The following is a 21,943-nucleotide window of genomic DNA, read 5'->3' on the forward strand; positions in this document are numbered from 1 at the left end:
TCCGCCCGTCAGCGGTAATGACCATATTTTCTGCTGTGGTCCGACTTTCTTCGCGACGTTACCCGAGCCGGGGTCTCGCGCCGAGTACCGCAGTGCCGACGCGTACATGTGTCGCACCGGCCGCAACGGCCTGTTCCAGGTCTGCACTCATCCCGGCCGACACCATCGTGGCAGTCGGATGGTCCGCGCGCAGGCTGGATGACAATTCCACCAGCCGCTCGAAAGCGGCCTGTTCGCGTCCCGCGTAGGCCCCGGCCAGCGGAGCGACGGTCATCAGGCCGTCGAGCCGCAGTCCCGGCGCCCCGGCGACGAGGTCCGCGAGTTCGGCCAGCTGCTCCGGAGCGGCGCCGCCCCGGGTGCCGCGCTCCCCCGACTCCGCGTCGAGGGCGATCTGTACGAGGCAGCCGAGTTCGCGCCCGGCCCCCTCCGCGGCCGCCGAGAGCGCCGTGACGAGCTTCGGCCGGTCGACGGACTGCACGACATGCGCGTATCCCGCCACGGAACGGACTTTGTTCGTCTGCAACTGACCCACGAAGTGCCAGGTGAGCGGCAGATCCGCGCAGGCCGCGGCCTTGGGGGCGGCGTCCTGGTCACGATTCTCCGCCACATGGCGGACGCCCAGGTCCGCCAGCAGTCGTACGTCACTCGCGGGGTAGGTCTTGGTGACGACGATGAGCGTCACCTCGTCCCGTCCCCGCCCCGCGGCCGCGCAGGCGGACGAGATACGTTCCTCCACCCGCGCGAGGTTCCCCGCGAGCTCCGACTTACGGTCCGTCATCAGTCTTTTCCTACCGGGGGTCCGGGGGTTGCCCCCCGGGAAGACACAGTGTCCAACCAGACATATCCGGCAAGCCGCCCGGTCACCCGGTCGCGGCGGTACGAGAAGTGGTCCCGCGACTCCAGTGTGCAGACCGCCGAGCGGTGCAGGTTCACCACCCCCGCCTCCGCGAGCTGGGCGTGCACCCCGGCGACCACGTCGACGGACGGGGTCCCCCAACTCGTCTCGCCGTAGGCGGCCGGTACCACCTCGGCGACCGCGGCCCGCATCTCGGCCGGCACCTCGTAGCAGCGCCCGCAGACCGCCGGGCCGGTACGGGCGACGATCCGCCCGGGCTCGGCGCCGAGGGCGACCATCGCCTCCACGGCGGCGGGCACCACTCCGGCGACCAGTCCGGGCCGCCCCGCATGGGCCGCGCCCGCGACCCCCGCGACGGGGTCGGCCAGCAGGACCGGGGTGCAGTCCGCGGTGAGCACCGCGAGGGCGAGCCCCCGACGTGCGGTCACCACCGCGTCCACCGCCGGGACGTCGGCGGCGGCGCCCCAGGGTCCGGAGACCACCGCCACGTCACGGCCGTGCACCTGGTTCATCCAGACCACCCGGTCCGGCTCGATGCCCAGGGCCCCGGCGGCGGCCGCCCGGTTCGCGAGAACGGCGGTGGGGTCGTCTCCGACCGCGCCGCCGAGATTGAGCTCCTCGTACGGAACGGCGCTCACCCCGCCCCACCGGTCGGTGAAGGCGAAGTGGGCGCCGCTCTCGTCGTACTGGTCCAGCGTCACTTCAAGAAGTCCGGGACATCCAGTTCCTCGGCCGGGCTGTCCTGGTACGGCCGGGCCGTCGGGACCTGCGGCGCGGGGGCCGCGGTCTCCATCGGAGCCGCCTCGACCGGGGCCGGGGGCTCTTCGCGCGGGGTGACCGTGCCCAGTCCGCCGAAGGCCGGGCGCACCGGCTCGGCCGCGCGGACCGGCGCCGGGGCCGGCTCCTCGCGCTTGGTGGACGCGGCACCGATGACGTTGTCCCGGCGGGCGGGGGGCTGTCCGCCGTCGAAGCCGGCGGCGATGACGGTGACCCGTACCTCGTCGCCGAGCGCGTCGTCGATGACGGCGCCGAAGATGATGTTCGCCTCGGGGTGGGCGGCCTCGCTCACCAGCTGCGCGGCCTCGTTGATCTCGAAGAGGCCGAGGTCCGAGCCACCGGAGATGGAGAGGAGCACTCCCCTCGCACCGTCGATGGACGCCTCCAGCAGCGGCGAGGAGATCGCCATCTCGGCGGCGGCCACCGCGCGGTCGTCGCCGCGGGCCGAGCCGATGCCCATGAGGGCCGAGCCGGCCTCGGACATGACGGACTTGACGTCCGCGAAGTCGAGGTTGATCAGACCCGGGGTGGTGATGAGGTCGGTGATGCCCTGGACACCCGAGAGCAGGACCTGGTCGGCCGACTTGAAGGCGTCCAGGACCGAGACCTGGCGGTCCGAGATGGACAGCAGCCGGTCGTTCGGGATGACGATGAGGGTGTCGACCTCTTCGCGGAGCTCGGCGATGCCGTCCTCCGCCTGGTTCGCGCGGCGCCGGCCCTCGAAGGTGAACGGCCGGGTGACCACACCGATCGTCAGGGCGCCGAGCGAGCGCGCGATGTTGGCGACGACGGGTGCGCCGCCGGTGCCGGTGCCGCCGCCCTCGCCGGCGGTCACGAAGACCATGTCGGCCCCCTTGAGGACCTCCTCGATCTCCTCGCGGTGGTCCTCTGCCGCCTTGCGACCGACTGCCGGGTTGGCGCCGGCGCCGAGGCCCCGGGTGAGTTCACGGCCGACGTCGAGCTTGACGTCGGCGTCGCTCATCAACAGCGCCTGGGCGTCCGTGTTGATGGCGATGAACTCGACGCCCTTGAGACCGACCTCGATCATTCGGTTGATGGCATTGACACCACCGCCGCCGACACCGATGACCTTGATGACTGCGAGGTAGTTCTGCGGTGCTGCCACGTCGAAGGCCTCTCGCCTCGAGTTACGTGTCGCCGCCTCGCGGGCCTGCGTTGCGACGACTGATGCCGAAATGTGGGACGGTCCGAACGCGCCGACCCGAACCCTAACCCTGAAGTTTAGGGTTAAGTATGTGCCTGTTCCCTGGACTCTTCCGAACAGGACACTAAGTCGACAAGTAGCGCGTGTTCAACGAACACGCCGAACCTCCCGTTTTTCTTTTCACCCTATGTGATCACCCGTATCGGTGGCCAACCAGGGTGCGTCGCTGTTCGACCCGGCGTCAACTCCCGGACACCGCAGGGGCGGTGGGGACGCTCACGTCAAAGTGGTCAGCCTTGGGCGCGGCTTTCAGCAGGGCGGTCAGCGCACGGCCCTTCGCCTCGCCCTGCTCCCCGCTGCCCCACACCACGGTCCGGCCGCGGGTCAACTCCAGTACGACCGAGTCGTACGAGCCCACCCTGACCTGCACGGTCTCCTTGGCGACCGCTTCGGGGAGGTCCCCGGCGACGCCCACGGCCTCGTGCAGCAGCCGCTCCTCGTCGAAGCGGCGGCCGCTCGGCGACTGCGCCGCGGACAATTCGAGGACCGGAACGCCCGCGGGAGCTTTCGCGGTCGTGTCGAATCGCACACCCGAAGCGTCCACTTCCACGAACTTGGCGTCCTTTTTGATGAGCAGGACGGGTTTGCGCTCCGTCACTTTCAGCCCGATTCCGTGCGGCCAGGCCCGCACCACCTCGACCGAATCGACGCGGGCCAGCCGGCTGCGGACCCGGCCCGCGATCTCGTCGGTGTCCACGGACACCAGCGGCGCCCCGACCGGTACGGCCGCGGCGCCCAGCACCTGCTCGGGGGTCAGCACCTGGGTTCCGCTCGTGGTCACCTTCTCGACGCGGAGCCAGGAGGAGCCGTAGAGCACCCAGCTGCCGCCCCCGGTGAGGAGGACGGCGGCGAGGAGGGAGAGCAGCACGGGACCCCGGCTGCGCAGACGCCGGACGAGGCGCTGAACACCGGGGCCCCGCGGGCCGGACTCCCCTGAGGGCCCCGACGACCTGGGCGGCTTGGGCGGCTTGGGAGAGCCGGAGCCCTTGCCCTTCCGGGCGGACCCGGGGTTGCCGCGCTGTGCGGTCGTCGCTCCGGCCACTCCTGTGCCTCCTGCGCTAGCGGTTCCTGTGTGCGGCGATCGCCTCGTACACCATCGCGACGAGCAGGTCGTCGGCGTCGCGGCGGCCGAACTCGGCGGCGGCGCGGGACATCTCGTACAGGCGGTGCGGGTCGGCGAGCACCGGGAGGACCTGGCTGAGCACCCACTCGGGCGTCAGCTCCGCGTCGTCGACGAGCAGGCCGCCGCCGGCCTTGACCACCGGCTGGGCGTTGAGCCGCTGTTCGCCGTTGCCGATCGGCAGCGGGACGTATGCGGCCGGCAGCCCGACGGCGGAGAGTTCGGCGACGGTCATCGCGCCCGCGCGGCACAGCATCATGTCGGCGGCGGCGTACGCGAGATCCATCCGGTCCACGTACGGTACCGGCACATACGGCGGCATCCCGGGCATGTTGTCGACACGCGGCAGTTCGTTCTTCGGGCCGACCGCGTGCAGGATCTGGATCCCGGAGCGCTGGAGGGTCGGAGCGACCGCCTGGATCACCTCGTTGAGCCGGCGGGCGCCCTGCGAGCCGCCGGAGACCAGCAGGGTCGGCAGGTTGGGGTCCAGGCCGAAGGCGGCGCGCGCCTCCGGGCGGACCGCGGCCCGGTCCAGGGTGGAGATGCTGCGGCGCAGCGGGATGCCCACGTAGCGGGCGCCGCGCAGCTTGCTGTCGGGGGTGGAGACCGCGACGGCGTGCGCGTAACGGGAGCCGATCTTGTTGGCCAGTCCCGGACGGGCGTTGGCCTCGTGGACGATGATCGGCACCCCGAGCCGCTTGGCGGCGAGGTAGCCGGGCAGGGCCACGTAGCCGCCGAAGCCGACGACGCAGTCGGCCTTGGTGCGCTCCAGGATCTCCTCGGCGGCCTTGATCGTCCCGCGCAGCCGTCCTGGGACGGTGATGAGCTCGGGGGTGGGCTTGCGGGGCAGCGGGACGGCCGGGATCAGTCCCAGCTCATAGCCGCGCTCGGGCACGAGGCGGGTTTCGAGCCCGCGCTCCGTGCCGAGGGCGGTGATGCCCACGGAAGGGTCCTGCCTGCGCAGGGCGTCCGCGAGGGCGAGCGCCGGCTCGATGTGGCCGGCGGTCCCCCCACCGGCGAGTACGACATGCACCGAAATTCACCGCTCTCCGGACGGACGCCTCTTGACGCTCCGTCTCATCGACTTCCATCTCTGCCCGGTCCGCTTCCAGCCGGTCTTCGGCTGGCGCATCGCGAGCGCCGCGCGCGCCGCCGGCTCCTCCCGCGCGAAGGCGATGAGCAGTCCGACCGCGAACATCGTCGGCAGCAGCGCGGACCCTCCGTACGAGAACAGCGGGAGCGGGACTCCGGCGATCGGCAGCAGACCGAGCACCGCACCGATGTTGATCACGGCCTGGGCCGTGATCCAGGTGGTCACGCCTCCCGCGGCATACCGTACGAAGGAGTCCTCCGTGCGTCCGGCCACGCGGATACCCGCATAGCCTAGAGCCGCGAACAGGGCGAGTACCGACAGCGTCCCCGCCAGACCCAGTTCCTCCCCGGTGATGGCGAAGATGAAGTCGGTGTGGGCTTCGGGCAGTTGCCCCCATTTTTCCACACTGGCACCCAAACCGGAACCGAACCATCCGCCGGATGCGAGGGCGTAGATCCCGTGCACGGCCTGCCAGCACAGGTCGCCCCGGCCGGGATCCGTCGCGCCGATGCAGGCGAGCCGGTCCATCCGGTGCGGGCTGGTCCTGATCAGCAGTGCGACGATCACACCCGCGAAGGCGAGCACCGCCACGAACATCCGCGTCGGGGCTCCCGCCAGCCAGAGCAGGCCGAACAGGATGGCCCCGAGGATCATCGCGGTGCCCATGTCCCCGCCCAGCATGATCAGCCCGAGCAGCAGGAACGCCACCGGGACCAGCGGCACCAGCAGGTGCTTCCACTGGCTCAGCAGCTCCTTCTCGCCCTTGCGGGCCAGCAGGTCGGCGCCCCAGAGGATCAGTGCCAGCTTGCCGAACTCACTGGGCTGGAGCATGAACGGACCACCAAGGGAGATCCAATTCTGGTTGCCGTTGATCGCCACCCCTATCCCGGGCACCTGGACCAGGACCATCAGGAACAGGGTTCCCGCGAGCACGGGGTACGACAGCGCCCGGTGCAGTTTGACCGGCATCCGGGAGGCGACCAGCAGCAGCCCGGTGCCGATCAGGGCGGCGAGGAACTGCTTCTTGAAGAAGTACGCGTCACCCAGCCCCAGCTGGAGCGCTTTGATCATCGAGGCCGAGTAGACCATCACCAGGCCGAGCACGGTGATGAGCAGCGAGCTGCCGAAAATCAGGTAGTACGCGGTGAGGGGTCGGTCCCAGGCCTTGCGCAACTGCCGCTGCGTACGCCGCAGCCGCTCCAGCGGCCCGCGCCCGCCGGGCGGCCGCACGCTCCCCGCCGGACGCCTGCGGCCCTGGGCCTTGACCGTCCGGGCGGACTTGGCGCCGTTCACGGACTTGGCGGCCTTCACGGCGGACGGCCGCCGCCCCGGCAGCACCTGCTTGGCCGGCATGTGTGACCTTCCCCTCCACTCGTACGAGGCGAGCAGCCGTCGGGGAGGCTCGCCGGCCTGGGAGCGGGCCGGCCGGACCTACGCGCCCTCGGCGGCCAGCTCGCGCACCGCGTCCGCGAATGCGTCCCCACGCTTGTTGTAGTTCGCGAACATGTCCATCGAGGCACAGGCCGGGGCCAGCAGAACCGTGTCGCCGGGCTCTGCGAGCCGGGCCGCTTCCCGGACCGCTGCGAGCATCGCCCCAGTGTCGGTCCGGTCGAGGTCGACGACCGGGACCTCGGGGGCGTGTCGCGCCAGCGCCTCGGCGATCAGCGCCCGGTCGGCGCCGATCAGCACCACGGCGCGCATCCGCTTCTGCGACTTCTGGACGAGCTCGTCGAAGGTCGCGCCCTTGGCGAGGCCGCCGGCGATCCACACGACGGGCTCGAAGGCCGCCAGGGAGGCCTCGGCGGCGTGCGTGTTGGTGGCCTTGGAGTCGTCGATGTACGTGACCCCCGCGACCTCGTCCACGTACGCCACGCGGTGCGCGTCGGGGCGGAAGTCGCGCAGCCCGTCGCGGACCGCGCGCGGCGCGACGCCGAAGGCGCGGGCCAGGGCCGCCGCGGCGAGCGCGTTGGCGATGTTGTGCGGGGCCGGCGGGTTGACGTCCTTGACCTCGGCGAGCTCCTGGGCGTTCTTCTGCCGGTTCTCGACGAAGGCGCGGTCCACGAGGATGCCGTCGACGACGCCGAGCATGGAGGGGCCGGGGGCGCCGAGGGTGAAGCCGATCGCCCGGCAGCCCTCCTCGACGTCGGCTTCGACGACCAGGGCCTCGGTGGCCGGGTCGGCGACGTTGTAGACGCAGGCGACCGTGTTGCCCTCGTAGATCCGGCCCTTGTCGGCGGCGTACGCCTCCATGGAGCCGTGCCAGTCGAGGTGGTCGGGGGCCAGGTTGAGCACGGCCGCCGAGTGGGCGCGCAGCGAGGGCGCCCAGTGGAGCTGGTAGCTGGAGAGCTCGACGGCGAGGACGTCGTACGCCTCCTCGCCGAGGACCACGTCGATGATCGGGGTGCCGATGTTGCCGACGGCCGCGGTCTTCAGGCCCGCGGCCTTCAGGATCGACGCGAGCATCTGGGTGGTGGTGGTCTTGCCGTTGGTGCCGGTGATCGCCAGCCACTCGGCGGGCCCGGCCGGGGCCTGCCCGGCGTCGGCTTCCCCACCGGCATCCGCTGCCGCGGCCCGGCGGGCGGCGCGCAGTTCCACTCCGGCCCCGCGCAGCCGCCAGGCGATCTCGACGTCTCCGACGACGTCGACGCCCGCCTCGGCGGCGGCCCGGAAGAGCGGGCTCTCGGGCTGCCAGCCCGGCGAGGTGACGACCAGTTCGGTGCCCTCGGGCAGGGCTTCCCCGGCCCGGACGCCGCCCGGCAGGTGTCCCAGGCGGACCTCGATGCCCAGCTCCGCGAGTTCGGCGGCCTTCGCGCGGTGCGCGTCGCCGTCGCCGTTGTCGACGACGGTCACCTTCGCCCCGAGCCCGGCCAGCGCCCGGGCGGCGCTGATGCCGCTGATGCCGAGGCCGGCCACGGTGATCCGGCCCGGCAGACCGTACCGGCCCAGGGCATCGGGGCCGAGCAGGCCGGCCAGGTCGGTGGTGCTCACTTGTCGGCTGCCCATCCCGCGTAGAAGAGTCCGAGACCCACGATCACGCACATGCCCTGGATGATCCAGAACCGGACCACCACCAGGACCTCGGACCACCCCTTCAGTTCGAAGTGGTGCTGGAGCGGGGCCATCCGGAAGACGCGCTTCCCGGTGAGCTTGAAGGAGCCGACCTGGATGACGACCGACATGGTGATGAGGACGAAGAGGCCGCCGAGGAGGGCGATCAGGAACTCCGTGCGGGAGCAGATCGCGAGACCGGCGAGGGCGCCGCCGAGGGCCAGCGAGCCGGTGTCACCCATGAAGATCTTGGCGGGCGAGGTGTTCCACCACAGGAAGCCGAAGCAGGCGCCCATCAGCGCGGAGGCGACGATCGCGAGGTCCAGCGGATCTCGTACCTCGAAGCAGGCGTTGGGGTTCGTCAGGGTCTGCGCGTTGGCGCACGACTCCTGGAACTGCCAGACGCCGATGAAGGTGTACGCGCCGAAGACCATCACCGCGGCGCCGGTGGCCAGGCCGTCCAGACCGTCCGTCAGGTTCACGCCGTTGGACATCGCCAGGATCATGAACAGCGCCCAGACCACGAACAGCACCGGGCCGATCGACCAGCCGAAGTCCGTGACGAACGACAGCTTGGTGGAGGCCGGGGCGTTGCCGCGGGCGTCCTTGAACTGCAGTGCGAGCACGGCGAAGGCGATGCCGACGATCAGCTGGCCGGCCATCTTGGCCTTGGCCCGCAGACCGAGCGAGCGACGCTTGACGATCTTGATGTAGTCGTCGAGGTAGCCCACCAGGCCCATGCCGGACATCAGGAAGAGCACCAGCACGCCGGAGAACGTGGCCGGGCTGCCCGTGATCACCTTCGTCAGGGCGTACGCGATGATCGTCGCCAGGATGAAGGAGATGCCGCCCATGGTGGGCGTGCCCTTCTTCCCGGCGTGGCCGCGCGGGCCGTCGTCGCGGATGAACTGGCCGTAACCCTTGCGGGCCAGCAGCTTGATCAGCAGCGGGGTGCCGACCACGGTCAGGAACATGCCGATGACACCGGCGAAGAGGATCTGCCTCATCGGTCGGCGACCTCACCCTCACCGGACAACAGAGCCAGAGCGACCCGCTCCAGGCCGACCGACCTGGAAGCCTTCACCAGCACGACGTCACCCGGGCGCAGTTCACTGCGCAACAGGTCGATCGCCGCCTGCGCGTCGGACACGACCACCGACTCCTCACCCCACGAACCCTCGTTATATGCGCCCAGTTGCAGCCAGGACGCTTCCCTGCCCCCGACTGCGACGAGCTTGCTCACGTTGAGCCGGACGGCAAGCCGTCCCACCGCGTCGTGCTCGGCCAACGATGCGTCCCCGAGCTCGGCCATGGGACCGAGCACCGCCCACGTACGTCCCCCGTCGGCCCTGGCCGCGCCGCCCATCGCGGCAAGCGCGCGCAGAGCGGCCCGCATGGACTCGGGATTCGCGTTGTAGGCGTCGTTGACGATCGTCACGCCGTCCGCCCGCTCGGTGACCTCCATCCGCCACCGGGACAAGGTGCCCGCCCCGGAGAGCGCGGTGGCGATCTCCTCGACGGACATGCCCAGTACATGGGCGACGGCGGCCGCGGCGAGCGCGTTCGACACGTGGTGCTCACCGTACAGGCGCAAGGTCACTTCGCCGCACCCGGTGGGTGTGTGGAGTGTGAAGGAGGGCTGTCCTGCCGGTGTCATACGGACTTCCGAGGCCCGTACGTCGGCGTCGTCGGCCTCGCCGAACAGCACCGTACGGGCCTTCGTCCGGGCGGACATCGCGCGCACCAGCGGATCGTCGGCGTTGAGGACCGCGACTCCGCCATCGGCTTCGGACGGCAGGGCCTCGACGAGCTCGCCCTTGGCCTGGGCGATCTGCTCGCGGCCGCCGAACTCGCCGATGTGGGCGGTCCCGACGTTGAGGACGAGTCCGATGCGCGGCGGGGTCAGGCCGGTGAGGTAGTCGATGTGCCCGATGCCGCGGGCGCCCATCTCCAGCACCAGGTGCCGGGTTTCCTCCGTGGCGCGCAGCGCGGTGAGCGGCAGGCCGATCTCGTTGTTGAGGGAGCCCGGGGTCCACACCGTGGGCGCGTGGGCCTGGAGCACCTGGGCGATGAGGTCCTTGGTGGAGGTCTTGCCGGCGGAGCCGGTCAGGGCCACCACGTCGGTGCCGAGGCGCTCGACGACGGCTCGGGCGAGGGCGCCGAGGGCCTTCTCGACATCGGCGACGACGATCGCGGGTACGCCGACGGGCCGGGCGGCGAGGACGGCCGCGGCTCCGGAGGCGACCGCGCGCTCGGCGTAGTCGTGGCCGTCGACGTGTTCACCGGCGAACGCGGCGAACAGGCTGCCGGCCTCCACCTGGCGGGAGTCGATGACCACGGACCCGGTGATCCGCACGGACGGATCCGGTATGTCGTGGGGCCGCCCGCCGGTGATGTCGGCGATCTCGGCGAGGGAAAGGGCGATCACTGGTTCACCTCGGCCTGTCGGACTTCGTTGCCTTGCAGGTGCTGCTGGTTCTGCCGGAGTTCGATCGCGGCCCGGAGCACCGCGCGGTCGTCGAAGGGCCGTACGACGCCTGCCGTGTCCTGGCCCTGCTCGTGGCCCTTGCCCGCCACCAGCACGGTGTCCCCGGCCTCGGCGCGCGCGACGGCGGCGGCGATGGCCGCGGCCCGGTCGGCGTCGACGAGGACCGTGCCGCGCTCTTCGGCGGGTACGGAGACGGCGCCCTCGAACATCGCGGCGAGGATCACGAGGGGGTCCTCGGAGCGCGGGTTGTCGGAGGTCAGCACGGCGGTGTCGGCGAACCGGGCGGCCGCGGCTCCCATCGGGGCGCGCTTGGTGGTGTCACGGTCGCCGCCGCAGCCGAGCACGATGTGCAGCTTGCCGGTGGTGACTTCGCGCAGCGCGCGGAGCACCGATTCGACGGCGTCCGTCTTGTGCGCGTAGTCGACGACGGCGAGGTACGGCTGGCCCGCGTCCACCCGCTCCAGCCGGCCGGGGACCCCGGGCACCGCGGCGACGCCGTCGGCGGCGGTCTGCGGGTCGAGGCCCGCGGCGGCGAGCGTGACGATCGCGGCGACGGTGTTGGCGACGTTGAACGGGCCGGGCAGCGGGGCCGTGGCTCGTACGCGCTGCCCCTCCGGCCCGACCACGGTCAGCGTGGAGTCCATGTGCCCGAACACGACGTCCTCGGCGCGCCAGTCGGCGGCCGCATCGCCCTCGGCGGAGAAGGTGACCACCGGGATGGCGGCCTCCTTGGCGAGGCGGCGGCCGTACTCGTCGTCGATGTTGACCACCCCGAGGCGGGCGCGGCGCTCGGTGAAGAGCTGCGCCTTGGCCTGGAAGTAGTCCTCCATGTCCGAGTGGAACTCCATGTGCTCCGGGCTCAGGTTGTTGAAGACGGCCACGTCGAAGACGCATCCGTCGACCCGGCCGAGCACCAGGGCGTGGCTGGAGACCTCCATGGCGACGGCCTCGACCCCGCGTTCGCGCATGACCGCGAAGAGGGCCTGGAGGTCGGTGGCCTCGGGGGTGGTGCGCTCCGACTTGATGCGCTCGTCGCCGATGCGCATCTCGACGGTGCCGACCAGCCCGGTGGAGCGTCCGGCCCCGCGCAGACCGCCCTCGACGAGGTACGCCGTGGTGGTCTTGCCGGAGGTGCCGGTGATGCCGATCTGGAGCAGGCCCTCGCCGGGACGGCCGTAGATCGTGGCGGCGAGCTCGCCCATCCGGCCGCGCGGATCGGCGACGGCCAGGACCGGCAGGCCGGTCGCGGCCGCGCGCTCGGCGCCCGACGGGTCGGTCAGCACGGCCGCGGCGCCGAGGGCGGCCGCCTGGGCGGCGAAGTCGGCGCCGTGCAGCTTGGCGCCGGGCAGGGCCGCGTACAGGTCGCCGGGGCGCACGGCACGGGAGTCGTGCGTGATCCCGGTGATCTGCGGGGGCTGCGCCGCGGCGGCCGCGCCGGGGGCTTCGATGCCCAGCAGGGTGGCCAGCTCGCCCAGGGGTGTCGGGCGGGCGGCCTGGGGCCGGGGCGCTCCCGGCGGCGTTGCCGGGGCGTCTTTCTGGGCGGTTCTGGGCTGATCAGCGTGGGACACGGCGGTGAGCGTACCGGGCGCGGCGGGCCGCTCGCGAAGTGAGGGCCCGGCCGCGTGGGCGGCGGCCGACGGGTTCCCGGGTTTCGGGGTGATCGTTGTCACTGATGGTGCCTCACGGATTTCTGGCGGGCCGGCCGGCCCGCCGGGTCACTGGCCGGGCTGCCGGCTGGGCTGTGCGGAGGGCGCTGCGGAGGGCTGGGGGGCGGGTGCGGGGCCGGCGTCGAAGGTGACCGGGAGCCCGGCGGGGGCGGTTCCGGTCGGGGCGACCTGGAGGGTCTTGAGGGCGAACTCCATGACCTTCTTGTAGATCGGGCCGCAGATCTGGCCGCCGAAGTAGCTGCCCTTGGTGGGGTTCTGGATGGCGCAGTACACGGTGATCCGCGGGTTGTCGGCGGGCGCGAATCCGGCGAAGGAGGCGGTGTAGCCCTTGTAGCGGCCGGTGGCCGGATCCACCCGGTTGGACGTGCCGGTCTTGCCACCGACCCGGTAGCCGGGGATGCGGGCCTTGGTGCCGGTGCCCTCCTGGTCGTCGACGACCGACTCCAGCATCTGGGACAGGGCCTTGGCGGTGTCCTGGCTGATGACGCGGGTCTGCTCGGGCGCCGGGGCCGGGGCGAAGCGGCCGTCGGGGCCCTTGGTCCCGCGGACCAGGGTGGGTGCGATCCGTACCCCGCCGTTGGCGATCGTCGAGTACACGGAGGCCGCCTGCATGGCGTTGAGGGACAGGCCCTGGCCGAAAGGGATCGTGTACTGCTGGGAGGTGGACCAGGCCTCGGGCCGGGCGAGGATGCCGCGGGACTCGCCCGGGTAGTTCAGGCCGGTGGGCCGGCCGATGCCGAACTTGTTCAGGTAGGAGAAGAGGACCCGGTTGGCCTCGGGCTGGGTGGCGCCGAGCTGGCCGGTGGCCAGGATGGTGCCGATGTTGGAGGACTTGGCGAGGACCCCGTTGAGGGTCAGGTACCAGGTCGGGTGGTCGATGTCGTCCTTGAACAGCCGGTCGCCGCGGTGCAGCCGGTTGGGGACCTCGACGTGGGTCTCGGGGGTGGCCTTCTTCTCCTCCAGCACGGCCGCCATCGACATCACCTTGGCGGTGGAGCCGGGCTCGTACACGTCCTGGAGGGCCGCGTTGCCCATGGCGGCGGAGGAGGCCTTCGAGAGGTCGTTGGGGTCGAAGCCGGGGGCGTTGGCCATGGCCAGCACCTCGCCGGTGCGGGTGTCCTGGACGACGACGTAGCCGCGGTCGGCCTCGGACTTGGCGACCTGCTCGCTGATGGCGCTCTGCGCCGCCCACTGGATGTCGCGGTCGATGGTCAGCTCGACGTCCTCGCCGGGTACGGCGGGCTTCTCGCTGGACCCGGCGGTGGGCACGCGGCGGCCGCCGGACTGGGCGTAGGTGATCGCGCCGTCCTTGCCGGCCAGCTTCTTGTCGAGGGAGGACTCCAGGCCGCCGGCGCCCTTGCCCTCGGCGTTGACGTAGCCCAGTATCCCGGCGGCCAGGTCCCCGTTGGGGTACACGCGCTTGCTGCTGTCCTCGTTGAACACGCCGGAGAGGACGTTGGCGCCGGGGCCGTTGTTCTTCTTGTCGGCGGCCGCCTTGTCGGCGAAGACCCGCTTGAGGTCCTTGATCTGGTTCCAGACCTGGGGGGTCTGGCGGCGGGCCAGGATCACGTAGCGGGTGTTCTTGGTCTTCAGGCGGGCGGAGAGCTCCTTGGCGTCCTGGCCGAGGATCGGCGCGAGGAGGGCGGCGGCCTGCTCGGGGGCGTCGGGGGCCTTGCTGTCCTGCGGGGTGAACATCTTCGGGTCGGCGGTGATGTCGTACGCGTCGACGCTGGTCGCGAGGGCGACGCCCTTGCGGTCGGTGATCTCGCCGCGCTCGGCGGCGAGGGTGTAGCTGGCGAAGCGGTTCTCGGAGGCCTTGGCGGAGTACGCGGAGGCGTCGACGGCCTGCACCTGGAGCAGCCGTACGACGAAGGCCACCATGACGAGGGTCAGCCCGACGCTGACGAGCCGCAGCCGGGGCTTGGGGCTGCCGAGCCGGATGGTGTGCTGCTGCCTCGTGGGGCCGGGCCGCCGCGTGGCAGGGCGCGAGGTGGCTCGCGTCCGCCCCGGCCCGGGCCCGGGCACCCGCCGCCCGCCCGGCGCGCTCACGCCCCCACCGCCGCACCGGTGCTGGGGGGAGGTCCCGCCGGGGGTACCCCCGGCGGGGGCTGGGGGAGGGTCCGCGTCACGACGTCACCTTCCGGAGGTCGGGTTGGACTGGGGGCACCGCCCGGCGCGGGCTGCCCGGCCTGCGGCGCGCCCGCCGGGGCACCGCCCGGGGTGCCGGTCGGCCCGCCGCCCGGGGCGGAACCCTGAGCGGGGCCGGGGGCGCCGGCCTGGGCGGCGGACTGGGGCTGGCCGGGGGTGGCTGCCGGGGCGGAGCCTGTGGCGGCGGCCGGGCTCGGAGGCGGCAGGGCTTCCGCGGGGGCCGCCGTGCCCGTCACCTTGCCGTCCGGGCCGATGAAGACCGGGCTCCCGCCCGGGACCAGGCCGAGCTCGTGCGCCCGCCGCTGCAGGGCGTCCGGCGCCGAGTACCCGTCCACATCCCGCTGGAGCGCCTGCTCCTCGTCCGTGAGCGCGGTGGTCTCCTTCTTCAGCCGGCTCAGCTGGAAGGAGCCCTGGTTGAGCGCCGAGTTCAGCAGCAGCAGGCTGATCAGCCCACCGGCCAGCAGCGCCACCACCAGCAGGACGAACGGCATCCGCGCCGCCTGCCCCGAGGGGCCACCGCGCAGCCGCCCCAGTCCCCCGGCTCTGCTCACAGCCGCGCCTCCCGGATGCGCTCGACCCCGCGGAAGCGGGCCGGCGCGGCCCGGCGGTTCTCGGCGATCTCCTCCTCCGTGGGCAGCTCCGCGCCCCGGGTGAGCAGCTTCAGCTTGGGCTGGTACTTCTCCGGCACCACCGGCAGCCCCGGCGGCGCCGTCGATGCCGCTCCCGCCGCGAAGACCTGCTTGACCAGCCGGTCCTCCAGCGAGTGGTACGAGAGCACCGCGATCCGGCCGCCCACCGCGATCCGCTCCACGGCCGCCGGGATCGCCCGCTCCAGGACCGACAGCTCGCCGTTGACCTCGATGCGCAGCGCCTGGAAGGTCCGCTTGGCCGGGTTGCCGCCGGTCCGCTTCGCCGCCTGCGGCAGCGCGTCGCGGATCAGCTCGACCAGCCGCGCACTGTTCGTGAACGGCTCCTTCTCCCGCTCGCGGACGACCGCCGAGACGATCCGCTTGGCCTGCTTCTCCTCGCCGTACTGGCGCAGGATCCGTACGAGCTCGCCCGGCGGGTACGTGTTGAGGACCTCGGCGGCGCTCATCCCGGTCGTCTGGTCCATCCGCATGTCCAGCGGCGCGTCCTGCGCGTACGCGAACCCGCGGTCGGCCTCGTCGAGCTGCATGGACGAGACGCCCAGGTCGAAGAGGACGCCCTGGACGGCGGGGATGCCGAGCCGGTCCAGTACGTCGGGCAGCTCGTCGTACACGGCGTGGACGAGGGTGGCGCGGTCGCCGAAGGGTGCGAGCCGCTCGCCGGAGAGCCGCAGGGCCTCCTTGTCGCGGTCGAGGCCGATCAGATGCGCCTCGGGGAACCGGGTCAGCAGGGCCTCGCTGTGGCCGCCGAGGCCGAGGGTGCAGTCGACGACGACGGCCCCGGGCCTCTCCAGCGCCGGGGCCAACAGGTCCAGGCACCGCTGGAGCATCACCGGGACATGTCGGGACTCGCTAGTCAAAGCGCCCTCTCAGATAACGGCGCGGCAGGCATACGCCGCGCCGCGCACGCGGAGTGTTACCAGGGGGCCGGGCGGCCGGTCAGGGCCGGGCTCCGGCCGGTTCGCGTCACTTTAGTGCAACGGTCGCCGCGGTCAACGAACCGCCCCGCGCGCCGTGCGCACCACTCGTACGGAACGTACAAAAGCCGTGAATCACTCAAACGGCCGCTGCCGCCCACCCCTGTGGGTTAGCTCACAACAAGGACGGTTGACGTTCTTTGTCCACCCTCACTCGATGCCTTTACCAGCGGTGACCACTAACGTCGTATGCATGACGACTTCCGCATCCCTGCCCGCAGAGTCCACCCCCAAGGCATCCAGCGGCGGCTCCGTCACGGACCGGCTGGTGGCGGCGAACCGGCAGTACGCCGCGGAATTCGCGGACCCCGGCATGGACGCCCGCCCCGTCCTGCACGTGGCCGTCGTGGCCTGCATGGACGCCCGCCTCGACCTGCACAAGGCGCTCGGCCTGGAGCTCGGCGACTGTCACACCATCCGCAACGCGGGCGGTGTCGTCACCGACGACACCATCCGGTCACTCACGATCAGCCAGCGCGCCCTGGGCACCCGCGCGGTGATACTGATCCACCACACCGGCTGCGGCCTCGAAAGCCTGACCGAGGACTTCCGGCACGAGCTGGAGGACGAGGTCGGCCAGCGCCCCGCCTGGGCCGTCGAGGCCTTCCGGGACGTCGACCAGGACGTCCGGCAGTCCATGCAGCGGGTCCGGACGAACCCCTTCCTGCCCCACCGCGACGATGTGCGAGGCTTCGTCTTCGACGTGCACACCGGACTCCTGCGGGAGATCGATCCCGCCTCGTGAGTGACACAGGGCCACAACGCCGTCAAGAATGCGGGAAGACGCCGCCCGGAAAACCGTCCGGACCGGCGTCCGTGTCGGGGTGGGCCGGAGTGCGCTGAGGGCGTCGGCCCTGCGGAAAGGGCCGAGGAGAACCAGGTGACGACGTATGACGACCGAGCGAGCCTCGCAGATCTGACGAGCACGGCGGAGCGGGTGCGCCAGTCCGTCGAGAGCGTGATCGAGGGCAAGCCCGAGGTCGTACGCATCGCGCTGACCGTGCTGCTCGCCGAGGGGCACCTGCTGATCGAGGACGTCCCCGGCGTCGGCAAGACCATGCTCGCCAAGACGCTGGCGAAGTCCATCGACTGCTCGGTGCAGCGCATCCAGTTCACGCCGGACCTGCTGCCCTCCGACATCACCGGCGTCAGCATCTACGACCAGCAGCGCCGCGAGTTCGAGTTCAAGCCGGGCGCGATCTTCGCGCAGATCGTCATCGGCGACGAGATCAACCGCGCCTCGCCGAAGACCCAGTCCGCGCTGCTGGAGTCGATGGAGGAGCGCCAGGTCACCATCGACGGCACGACGTACACGCTGCCGAGCCCGTTCATGGTGGTCGCCACCCAGAACCCGGTGGAGATGGAGGGCACCTACCCCCTCCCCGAGGCCCAGCGCGACCGCTTCATGGCCCGCGTCTCCGTCGGCTACCCGAGCCCCGACGCCGAGCTCCAGATGCTCGACGTGCACGGCGGGGTCTCCCCGCTCGACGACCTCCAGGCCGTCGCCCACGCCCACGACATCGTCAAGCTGATAGAGGCCGTCCGCGAGGTGTACGTCGCCGACCCCGTCCGGCGCTACGTCGTCGACCTGGTCTCCGCGACCCGCAGCCACCCGGACCTGCGCCTGGGCGCCTCGCCCCGTGCCACCCTCCACCTGCTGCGCGCCGTGAAGGCCTCCGCCGCGCTGTCCGGCCGGGACTACGTACTGCCCGACGACGTACAGGCGCTGGCCGCGCCCGTCCTCGCGCACCGGCTGCTGCCGACCGCGCAGGCCCAGCTCAACCGGCGCACCGCCGAGCAGGTCGTCCACGACATCCTCCAGCGCACCCCCGTCCCCGCCGCGCACGCCCGCGGCGAGATGCCGCCCGGCGCGGGCATCCGGGGCTTCTGATGAGCGCCGGTGCCCCGCGCGGCGCCGGCGGCGAGAGCCGGGGCCGGGGCTCCGGCGGGCTGCGCGCCTCGCTGGCGGGGCTGACCACCCGCGGCCGGTCCTTCCTGGCCGCCGGGGTCGCCGCCGCGCTGTGCGCGTACGTGCTCGGCCAGGGCGAACTGCTCCGGGTCGGGCTGCTGCTCGCCGTCCTGCCGCTGATCTGCGTCCTCGCGCTGCACCGCACCCGCCACCGGGTCACCGGCAGCCGCCGGCTGACCCCGATGCGGGTGCCCGCGGGCTCCGAGGCCCGGGTCCGGCTGCGCATGGAGAACGTCTCCCGGCTGCCCACCGGACTGCTGATGCTCCAGGACCGGGTGCCGTACGTCCTCGGCCCCCGGCCCCGCTTCGTCCTGGACCGGGTCGAGCCGGGCGGCCGCCGCGAGGTCTCCTACCGGGTCCGCTCCGACCTGCGCGGCCGCTACCCGCTGGGCCCGCTCCAGCTGCGGCTGACCGACCCCTTCGGCCTGGTCGAGCTGACCCGCTCGTTCAGCGCGTACGACACGCTCACCGTCATCCCGCGCACCGAGGCGCTGGTCCCGGTCCGGCTGACCGGCGAGACCTCCGGCTACGGCGACGGCGGCCGCCGCTCGCTGGCCCTGGCCGGGGACGACGACGTGATCCCGCGGACCTACCGGCGCGGCGACGACCTGCGCCGGGTGCACTGGCGCTCCACCGCCCGCTACGGCGAGCTGATGGTGCGCCGCGAGGAGCAGCCGCAGCGCAGCAAGGCCACGGTCCTGCTGGACACCCGCGGGGTCGCCTTCGAGGGCGCCGGACCGGACTCCGCCTTCGAGTGGGCGGTGTCCGGGGCCGCGTCGACCCTGGTGCACCTGCTCGAACAGGGCTTCTCGGCGCGGCTGCTGACCGACTCGGGCACCTCGGTGCCCGGCAGCGGAGGCAGCGGCGGCTTCGAAAAGTACGGGGCCTCCTCCGGCGGGCAGGAGTCCGCCGAGGCCGCCGGGCTGATGATGGACACCCTCGCGGTCGTCGGGCACTCCGACGGCGCCGGCCTCACGCGCGCGTACGACGCGGTGCGCAGCGGCGGCGGCCACGGCGGCGGGGGCTTCTCCGGAGCCGGCGGTGACGGGCTCCTCATCGCCTTCTTCGGAGACCTGGACGACGTACAGGCGGAAGTGGCGGCCAAGATGCGCGGACGCTGCGGGGCCGCGGTGGCCTTCGTACTCGACTCCGCGCTCTGGGCCCGGCGGCCCTCGCGGGTGGAGGAACGGGTGGGCAGACTGCGGGACGCGGGCTGGACGGCGCTGGCCGTGCCGCCCGGGGTGGCGTTCGGGGAGCTGTGGCGCCGGGCCGGGAACGCTCCGCTCGGCACGGGTACGTCCGGAGGTTGGGGATGAGCGGGCGGGCGCGCGTGACGCTCTTCGCGATGCTGGCGACGCTGCTCACCTCGTGGTCGCTGGCCGCGCTGGTGGATTCGTCGGGCTGGGTGCTGGAGGCCGGGGTCCTGCTGGCCGTGCAGAGCGCGGTGGGGGCCGGGGCCCGGCGGGTGCCGCTGGGGCGCACGCTCACCGTGGCCTCGCAGGTGCTGGTGTCGCTGCTGGTGCTGATGTTCCTGTTCGCGGGCAAGGGCGAGTCCACCGGGACCGGGCCGATGGCCTATCTGGTGACGGACTTCGGCGCCCTGTTCCAGCGGGGCGTCCAGGACGTCGGCGAGTTCGCGATCCCGGCGCCGCTGACGGACGGCATCCGGCTGCTGCTGCTGGCCGGGGTGCTGCTGATCGGGCTGGTGGTGGACCTGCTGGCGGTGACCCTGAGGACCGCCGCCGCGGCCGGGCTTCCGCTGCTCGCGCTGTACTCGGTCGCCGCGGGGCTCTCCGGCGGCTCCGGGGCCTCCTGGATCTCCTTCCTGCTGGCGGGCTGCGGCTACCTGTTGCTGCTGCTGGCCGAGGGCCGTGACCGGCTCGCCCAGTGGGGCCGGGTCTTCGGCGCGGCCCCGAGCGCGCGGGTATCGGCGGGCTCCGGGTACGGGGGCGTCGGCGCGGGCTCCGGCCAGGCGCTGGCCCCCGTACGCACCGGGCGGCGGATCGGCGCGGTGGCGCTGGGCATCGCGCTGGCGGTGCCGGCGGCGCTGCCCGCGCTCGGCGGCGGGCTGCTGGGCGCGCAGGGCGGCGAGGCGGGCGACGGCGGGGTCGGGGTCGGCGGGACGATCTCGGCGGTCAACCCGCTGGTCTCCCTGCAGGGCAGTCTGAACACCCAGGACAACCGGGTGGTGCTGAAGTACCGCACGGACAGCCCGCAGCTCGGCGAGCAGTACCTGCGGATCCTGGCATTGGACGAGTTCAACGGCGTCAAGTGGGAGGCCTCGGGGCGGGCCCTGACCGACGTGCCGGAGCGGCTGCCGACCCCGCCGGGGCTGAGCGAGCAGGCCCGGGCGACCGGGATCGAGATACGGACGAGCATCTCGGCGGCGGAGACGTACGCGCAGCGCTACCTTCCGATGCCGTACCCGGCGACGTCCGTGGAGATCCCGGGCAAGTGGCGGTTCGAGCCGGCCGGCCGGACGCTGGTCGGGGACCAGCTGGCCCGGGACAGGTTCCAGAACGTCCAGGGCGCGATGTACACGGTGCGGAGCCTGCTGCTGCGGCCGACGGCGGAGCAGTTGCAGGCGGCGCCGGAGCCGAATCCGCTCATCAAGGCCGAGTACACGAAGATTCCGGACAATCTGCCGGCGGTGGTCGGCGATACGGCCCGCCAGGTGACGAAGGGCGCGAAGGACGACTACACGCGGGCGGTGAAGCTCCAGGACTACTTCGCCGTGAACGGCGGCTTCCGCTACGACACGAAGGTGGCCTCGGGTACGGGGCCGCAGGCCATCGCCCGGTTCCTCGCCGACAAGGAGGGGTTCTGCATCCACTTCGCGTTCTCGATGGCGGCGATGTCGCGCTCGCTCGGGATCCCGGCGCGGGTGGCGGTGGGGTTCACGCCCGGCGAGAAGCAGTCGGACGGCAGCGTGAACGTGTCGATGCGCGATGCGCACGCGTGGCCGGAGCTGTACTTCGAGGGCGTGGGCTGGACCCGGTTCGAGCCGACGCCGCGCCAGGGCATCACGATCCCGGACTACTCCCGGGCCGAGGTCCCGGCGGCCCAGCCGTCCGCGCCGACGGCGCTGCCCTCGCAGGGTGCGACGCAGCCGTCGGCGGCGCCTTCGAAGGCCGAGGACTGCCCGCCGGAGGAGAAGAAGCTGGGTGAGTGCGGGGCGGCGGCGCCGCAGCCGAAGGCGGGTTCCGCTGCCGGCGGCCCGTCGCCGCAGACGGTACTGGCCTGGACGCTGTCGGTCCTGGCTCTGCTGGCCCTGCCCGTGCTCCCGCTCCTGTGGCGGACGCGGCTGCGCAAGCGGCGGCTGGCGGCGGGGCAGGTGCTGGTGGCCTGGCAGGAGCTGGCGGACGCGGCCTGGGACGTGGGCATCGCGCCCGACGAGGCGCTGTCCCCGCGCCGGGCGGCGGCCCGGGTGGTGGAGCTGGGCCGGCTGACGCCGGAGGCGGCGGACGCGGTGCACCGGGTCGCCGAGGCGGTGGAGCGCTCGCTGTACGCCCCGCCCGGTACGGAGGCGACGTACGACGGTCTGGCGGCGGACGTCCTGCTGGCCCGCGCCGCGCTCCTGGCTCCCCTGACCCGCGGCGGCCGCGCACGCGCCGTGCTCCTCCCCCGCTCGGCGGCCCGGCTGCGCTGGTCTGCGGCGACCCGCTGGTCGGCCGTGACGGCCCGGAGCGCGATCCTGCTGGCCCGTACGCGGGCCCGCATCCCCGTCCGCAACCGCGGCTGAGGCGGTAGCCCCGCGGGCGGCTTCGCGCCGCCCGCGCAGCGGACCGGCGCCCGCGGATACGAAACGGCGGGGCTCGTTCCCCCCGAGCCCCGCCGTACCGCGGTTAGGTAACCGGTCCGCACCGGCCGCCCCGTGTCGGCGGTCCGGACCGGGTCCCCGTCCATGTCCCCAGTCTGGCGTTCGCCC

General features: G+C 72.6%; 16 protein-coding genes and 1 pseudogene. 4 read left to right on the top strand and 13 right to left on the bottom strand.

Annotated elements, in window-relative coordinates:
• Positions 1 to 58: 58 nt before the first annotated feature.
• The 13 genes and pseudogenes from OG509_RS11325 to rsmH form a co-directional block, all read right to left on the bottom strand.
• A complete protein-coding gene (locus OG509_RS11325; protein ID WP_406182172.1) occupies positions 59 to 778 on the bottom strand; it encodes a YggS family pyridoxal phosphate-dependent enzyme in 720 nt (239 codons plus the stop codon).
• The gene (gene pgeF, locus OG509_RS11330) at positions 778 to 1,557 is read right to left on the bottom strand and encodes a peptidoglycan editing factor PgeF (protein ID WP_406182174.1); all 780 of its coding nucleotides are present in this window, start codon (positions 1,555 to 1,557) and stop codon (positions 778 to 780) included. Before pgeF ends, OG509_RS11325 begins: the two co-directional genes overlap by 1 nt.
• Positions 1,554 to 2,759, bottom strand: coding sequence for a cell division protein FtsZ (ftsZ, locus tag OG509_RS11335; protein WP_406182176.1), 1,206 nt, complete (start codon positions 2,757 to 2,759; stop codon positions 1,554 to 1,556). The genes pgeF and ftsZ overlap by 4 nt, the downstream gene beginning before the upstream one ends.
• 280 nt (positions 2,760 to 3,039) lie before the next feature.
• Entirely contained in the window at positions 3,040 to 3,900 is an 861-nt protein-coding gene (locus tag OG509_RS11340) for a cell division protein FtsQ/DivIB (RefSeq protein ID WP_406182177.1), read from the bottom strand.
• 16 nt (positions 3,901 to 3,916) lie between these two features.
• A complete protein-coding gene (murG, locus tag OG509_RS11345) occupies positions 3,917 to 5,011 on the bottom strand; it encodes an undecaprenyldiphospho-muramoylpentapeptide beta-N-acetylglucosaminyltransferase (protein WP_406182179.1) in 1,095 nt (364 codons plus the stop codon).
• 6 nt (positions 5,012 to 5,017) lie between these two features.
• Positions 5,018 to 6,424: a putative lipid II flippase FtsW gene (gene ftsW / locus OG509_RS11350; RefSeq protein WP_406182181.1), complete on the bottom strand. Its 1,407-nt coding sequence runs from the start codon at positions 6,422 to 6,424 to the stop codon at positions 5,018 to 5,020.
• Between the two features lie 78 nt (positions 6,425 to 6,502).
• Positions 6,503 to 8,074 carry a UDP-N-acetylmuramoyl-L-alanine--D-glutamate ligase gene (gene murD / locus OG509_RS11355; RefSeq protein ID WP_406182183.1) on the bottom strand — a complete coding sequence of 524 codons (1,572 nt, stop codon included), beginning with the start codon at positions 8,072 to 8,074 and terminating at the stop codon, positions 6,503 to 6,505.
• Positions 8,056 to 9,126, bottom strand: a complete 1,071-nt coding sequence (mraY, locus tag OG509_RS11360) for a phospho-N-acetylmuramoyl-pentapeptide-transferase (protein WP_030156005.1) — start codon at positions 9,124 to 9,126, stop codon at positions 8,056 to 8,058. The genes murD and mraY overlap by 19 nt, the downstream gene beginning before the upstream one ends.
• The gene (gene murF / locus OG509_RS11365) at positions 9,123 to 10,547 is read right to left on the bottom strand and encodes a UDP-N-acetylmuramoyl-tripeptide--D-alanyl-D-alanine ligase (protein WP_406182185.1); all 1,425 of its coding nucleotides are present in this window, start codon (positions 10,545 to 10,547) and stop codon (positions 9,123 to 9,125) included. The genes mraY and murF overlap by 4 nt, the downstream gene beginning before the upstream one ends.
• The gene (locus tag OG509_RS11370; protein WP_406182187.1) at positions 10,544 to 12,277 is read right to left on the bottom strand and encodes a UDP-N-acetylmuramoyl-L-alanyl-D-glutamate--2,6-diaminopimelate ligase; all 1,734 of its coding nucleotides are present in this window, start codon (positions 12,275 to 12,277) and stop codon (positions 10,544 to 10,546) included. Before OG509_RS11370 ends, murF begins: the two co-directional genes overlap by 4 nt.
• 111 nt (positions 12,278 to 12,388) lie before the next feature.
• Positions 12,389 to 14,323 (bottom strand): annotated as a pseudogene (locus tag OG509_RS11375) (peptidoglycan D,D-transpeptidase FtsI family protein); the annotation flags it as partial.
• Positions 14,320 to 14,973 carry a hypothetical protein gene (locus tag OG509_RS11380; RefSeq protein WP_406182189.1) on the bottom strand — a complete coding sequence of 218 codons (654 nt, stop codon included), beginning with the start codon at positions 14,971 to 14,973 and terminating at the stop codon, positions 14,320 to 14,322. The gene OG509_RS11380 and the pseudogene OG509_RS11375, both read right to left, overlap by 4 nt.
• The gene (gene rsmH, locus OG509_RS11385; RefSeq protein WP_030156013.1) at positions 14,970 to 15,899 is read right to left on the bottom strand and encodes a 16S rRNA (cytosine(1402)-N(4))-methyltransferase RsmH; all 930 of its coding nucleotides are present in this window, start codon (positions 15,897 to 15,899) and stop codon (positions 14,970 to 14,972) included. Before rsmH ends, OG509_RS11380 begins: the two co-directional genes overlap by 4 nt.
• 340 nt (positions 15,900 to 16,239) lie before the next feature.
• Between rsmH and OG509_RS11390 the strand changes: the two genes are divergently transcribed.
• The 4 genes from OG509_RS11390 to OG509_RS11405 all read left to right on the top strand — a co-directional run bounded on the left by OG509_RS11390 (position 16,240) and on the right by OG509_RS11405 (position 21,757).
• Entirely contained in the window at positions 16,240 to 16,791 is a 552-nt protein-coding gene (locus tag OG509_RS11390; protein WP_406182191.1) for a beta-class carbonic anhydrase, read from the top strand.
• Between the two features lie 135 nt (positions 16,792 to 16,926).
• Positions 16,927 to 17,937: an AAA family ATPase gene (locus OG509_RS11395; protein ID WP_406182193.1), complete on the top strand. Its 1,011-nt coding sequence runs from the start codon at positions 16,927 to 16,929 to the stop codon at positions 17,935 to 17,937.
• A complete protein-coding gene (locus OG509_RS11400) occupies positions 17,937 to 19,331 on the top strand; it encodes a DUF58 domain-containing protein (RefSeq protein ID WP_406182195.1) in 1,395 nt (464 codons plus the stop codon). Before OG509_RS11395 ends, OG509_RS11400 begins: the two co-directional genes overlap by 1 nt.
• A complete protein-coding gene (locus OG509_RS11405) occupies positions 19,328 to 21,757 on the top strand; it encodes a DUF3488 and DUF4129 domain-containing transglutaminase family protein (protein WP_406182197.1) in 2,430 nt (809 codons plus the stop codon). Before OG509_RS11400 ends, OG509_RS11405 begins: the two co-directional genes overlap by 4 nt.
• Positions 21,758 to 21,943 lie beyond the last annotated feature (186 nt).

The sequence above is a fragment of the Streptomyces sp. NBC_01006 genome (assembly GCF_045162725.1).
Classification (GTDB): Bacteria; Actinomycetota; Actinomycetes; order Streptomycetales; family Streptomycetaceae; genus Streptomyces.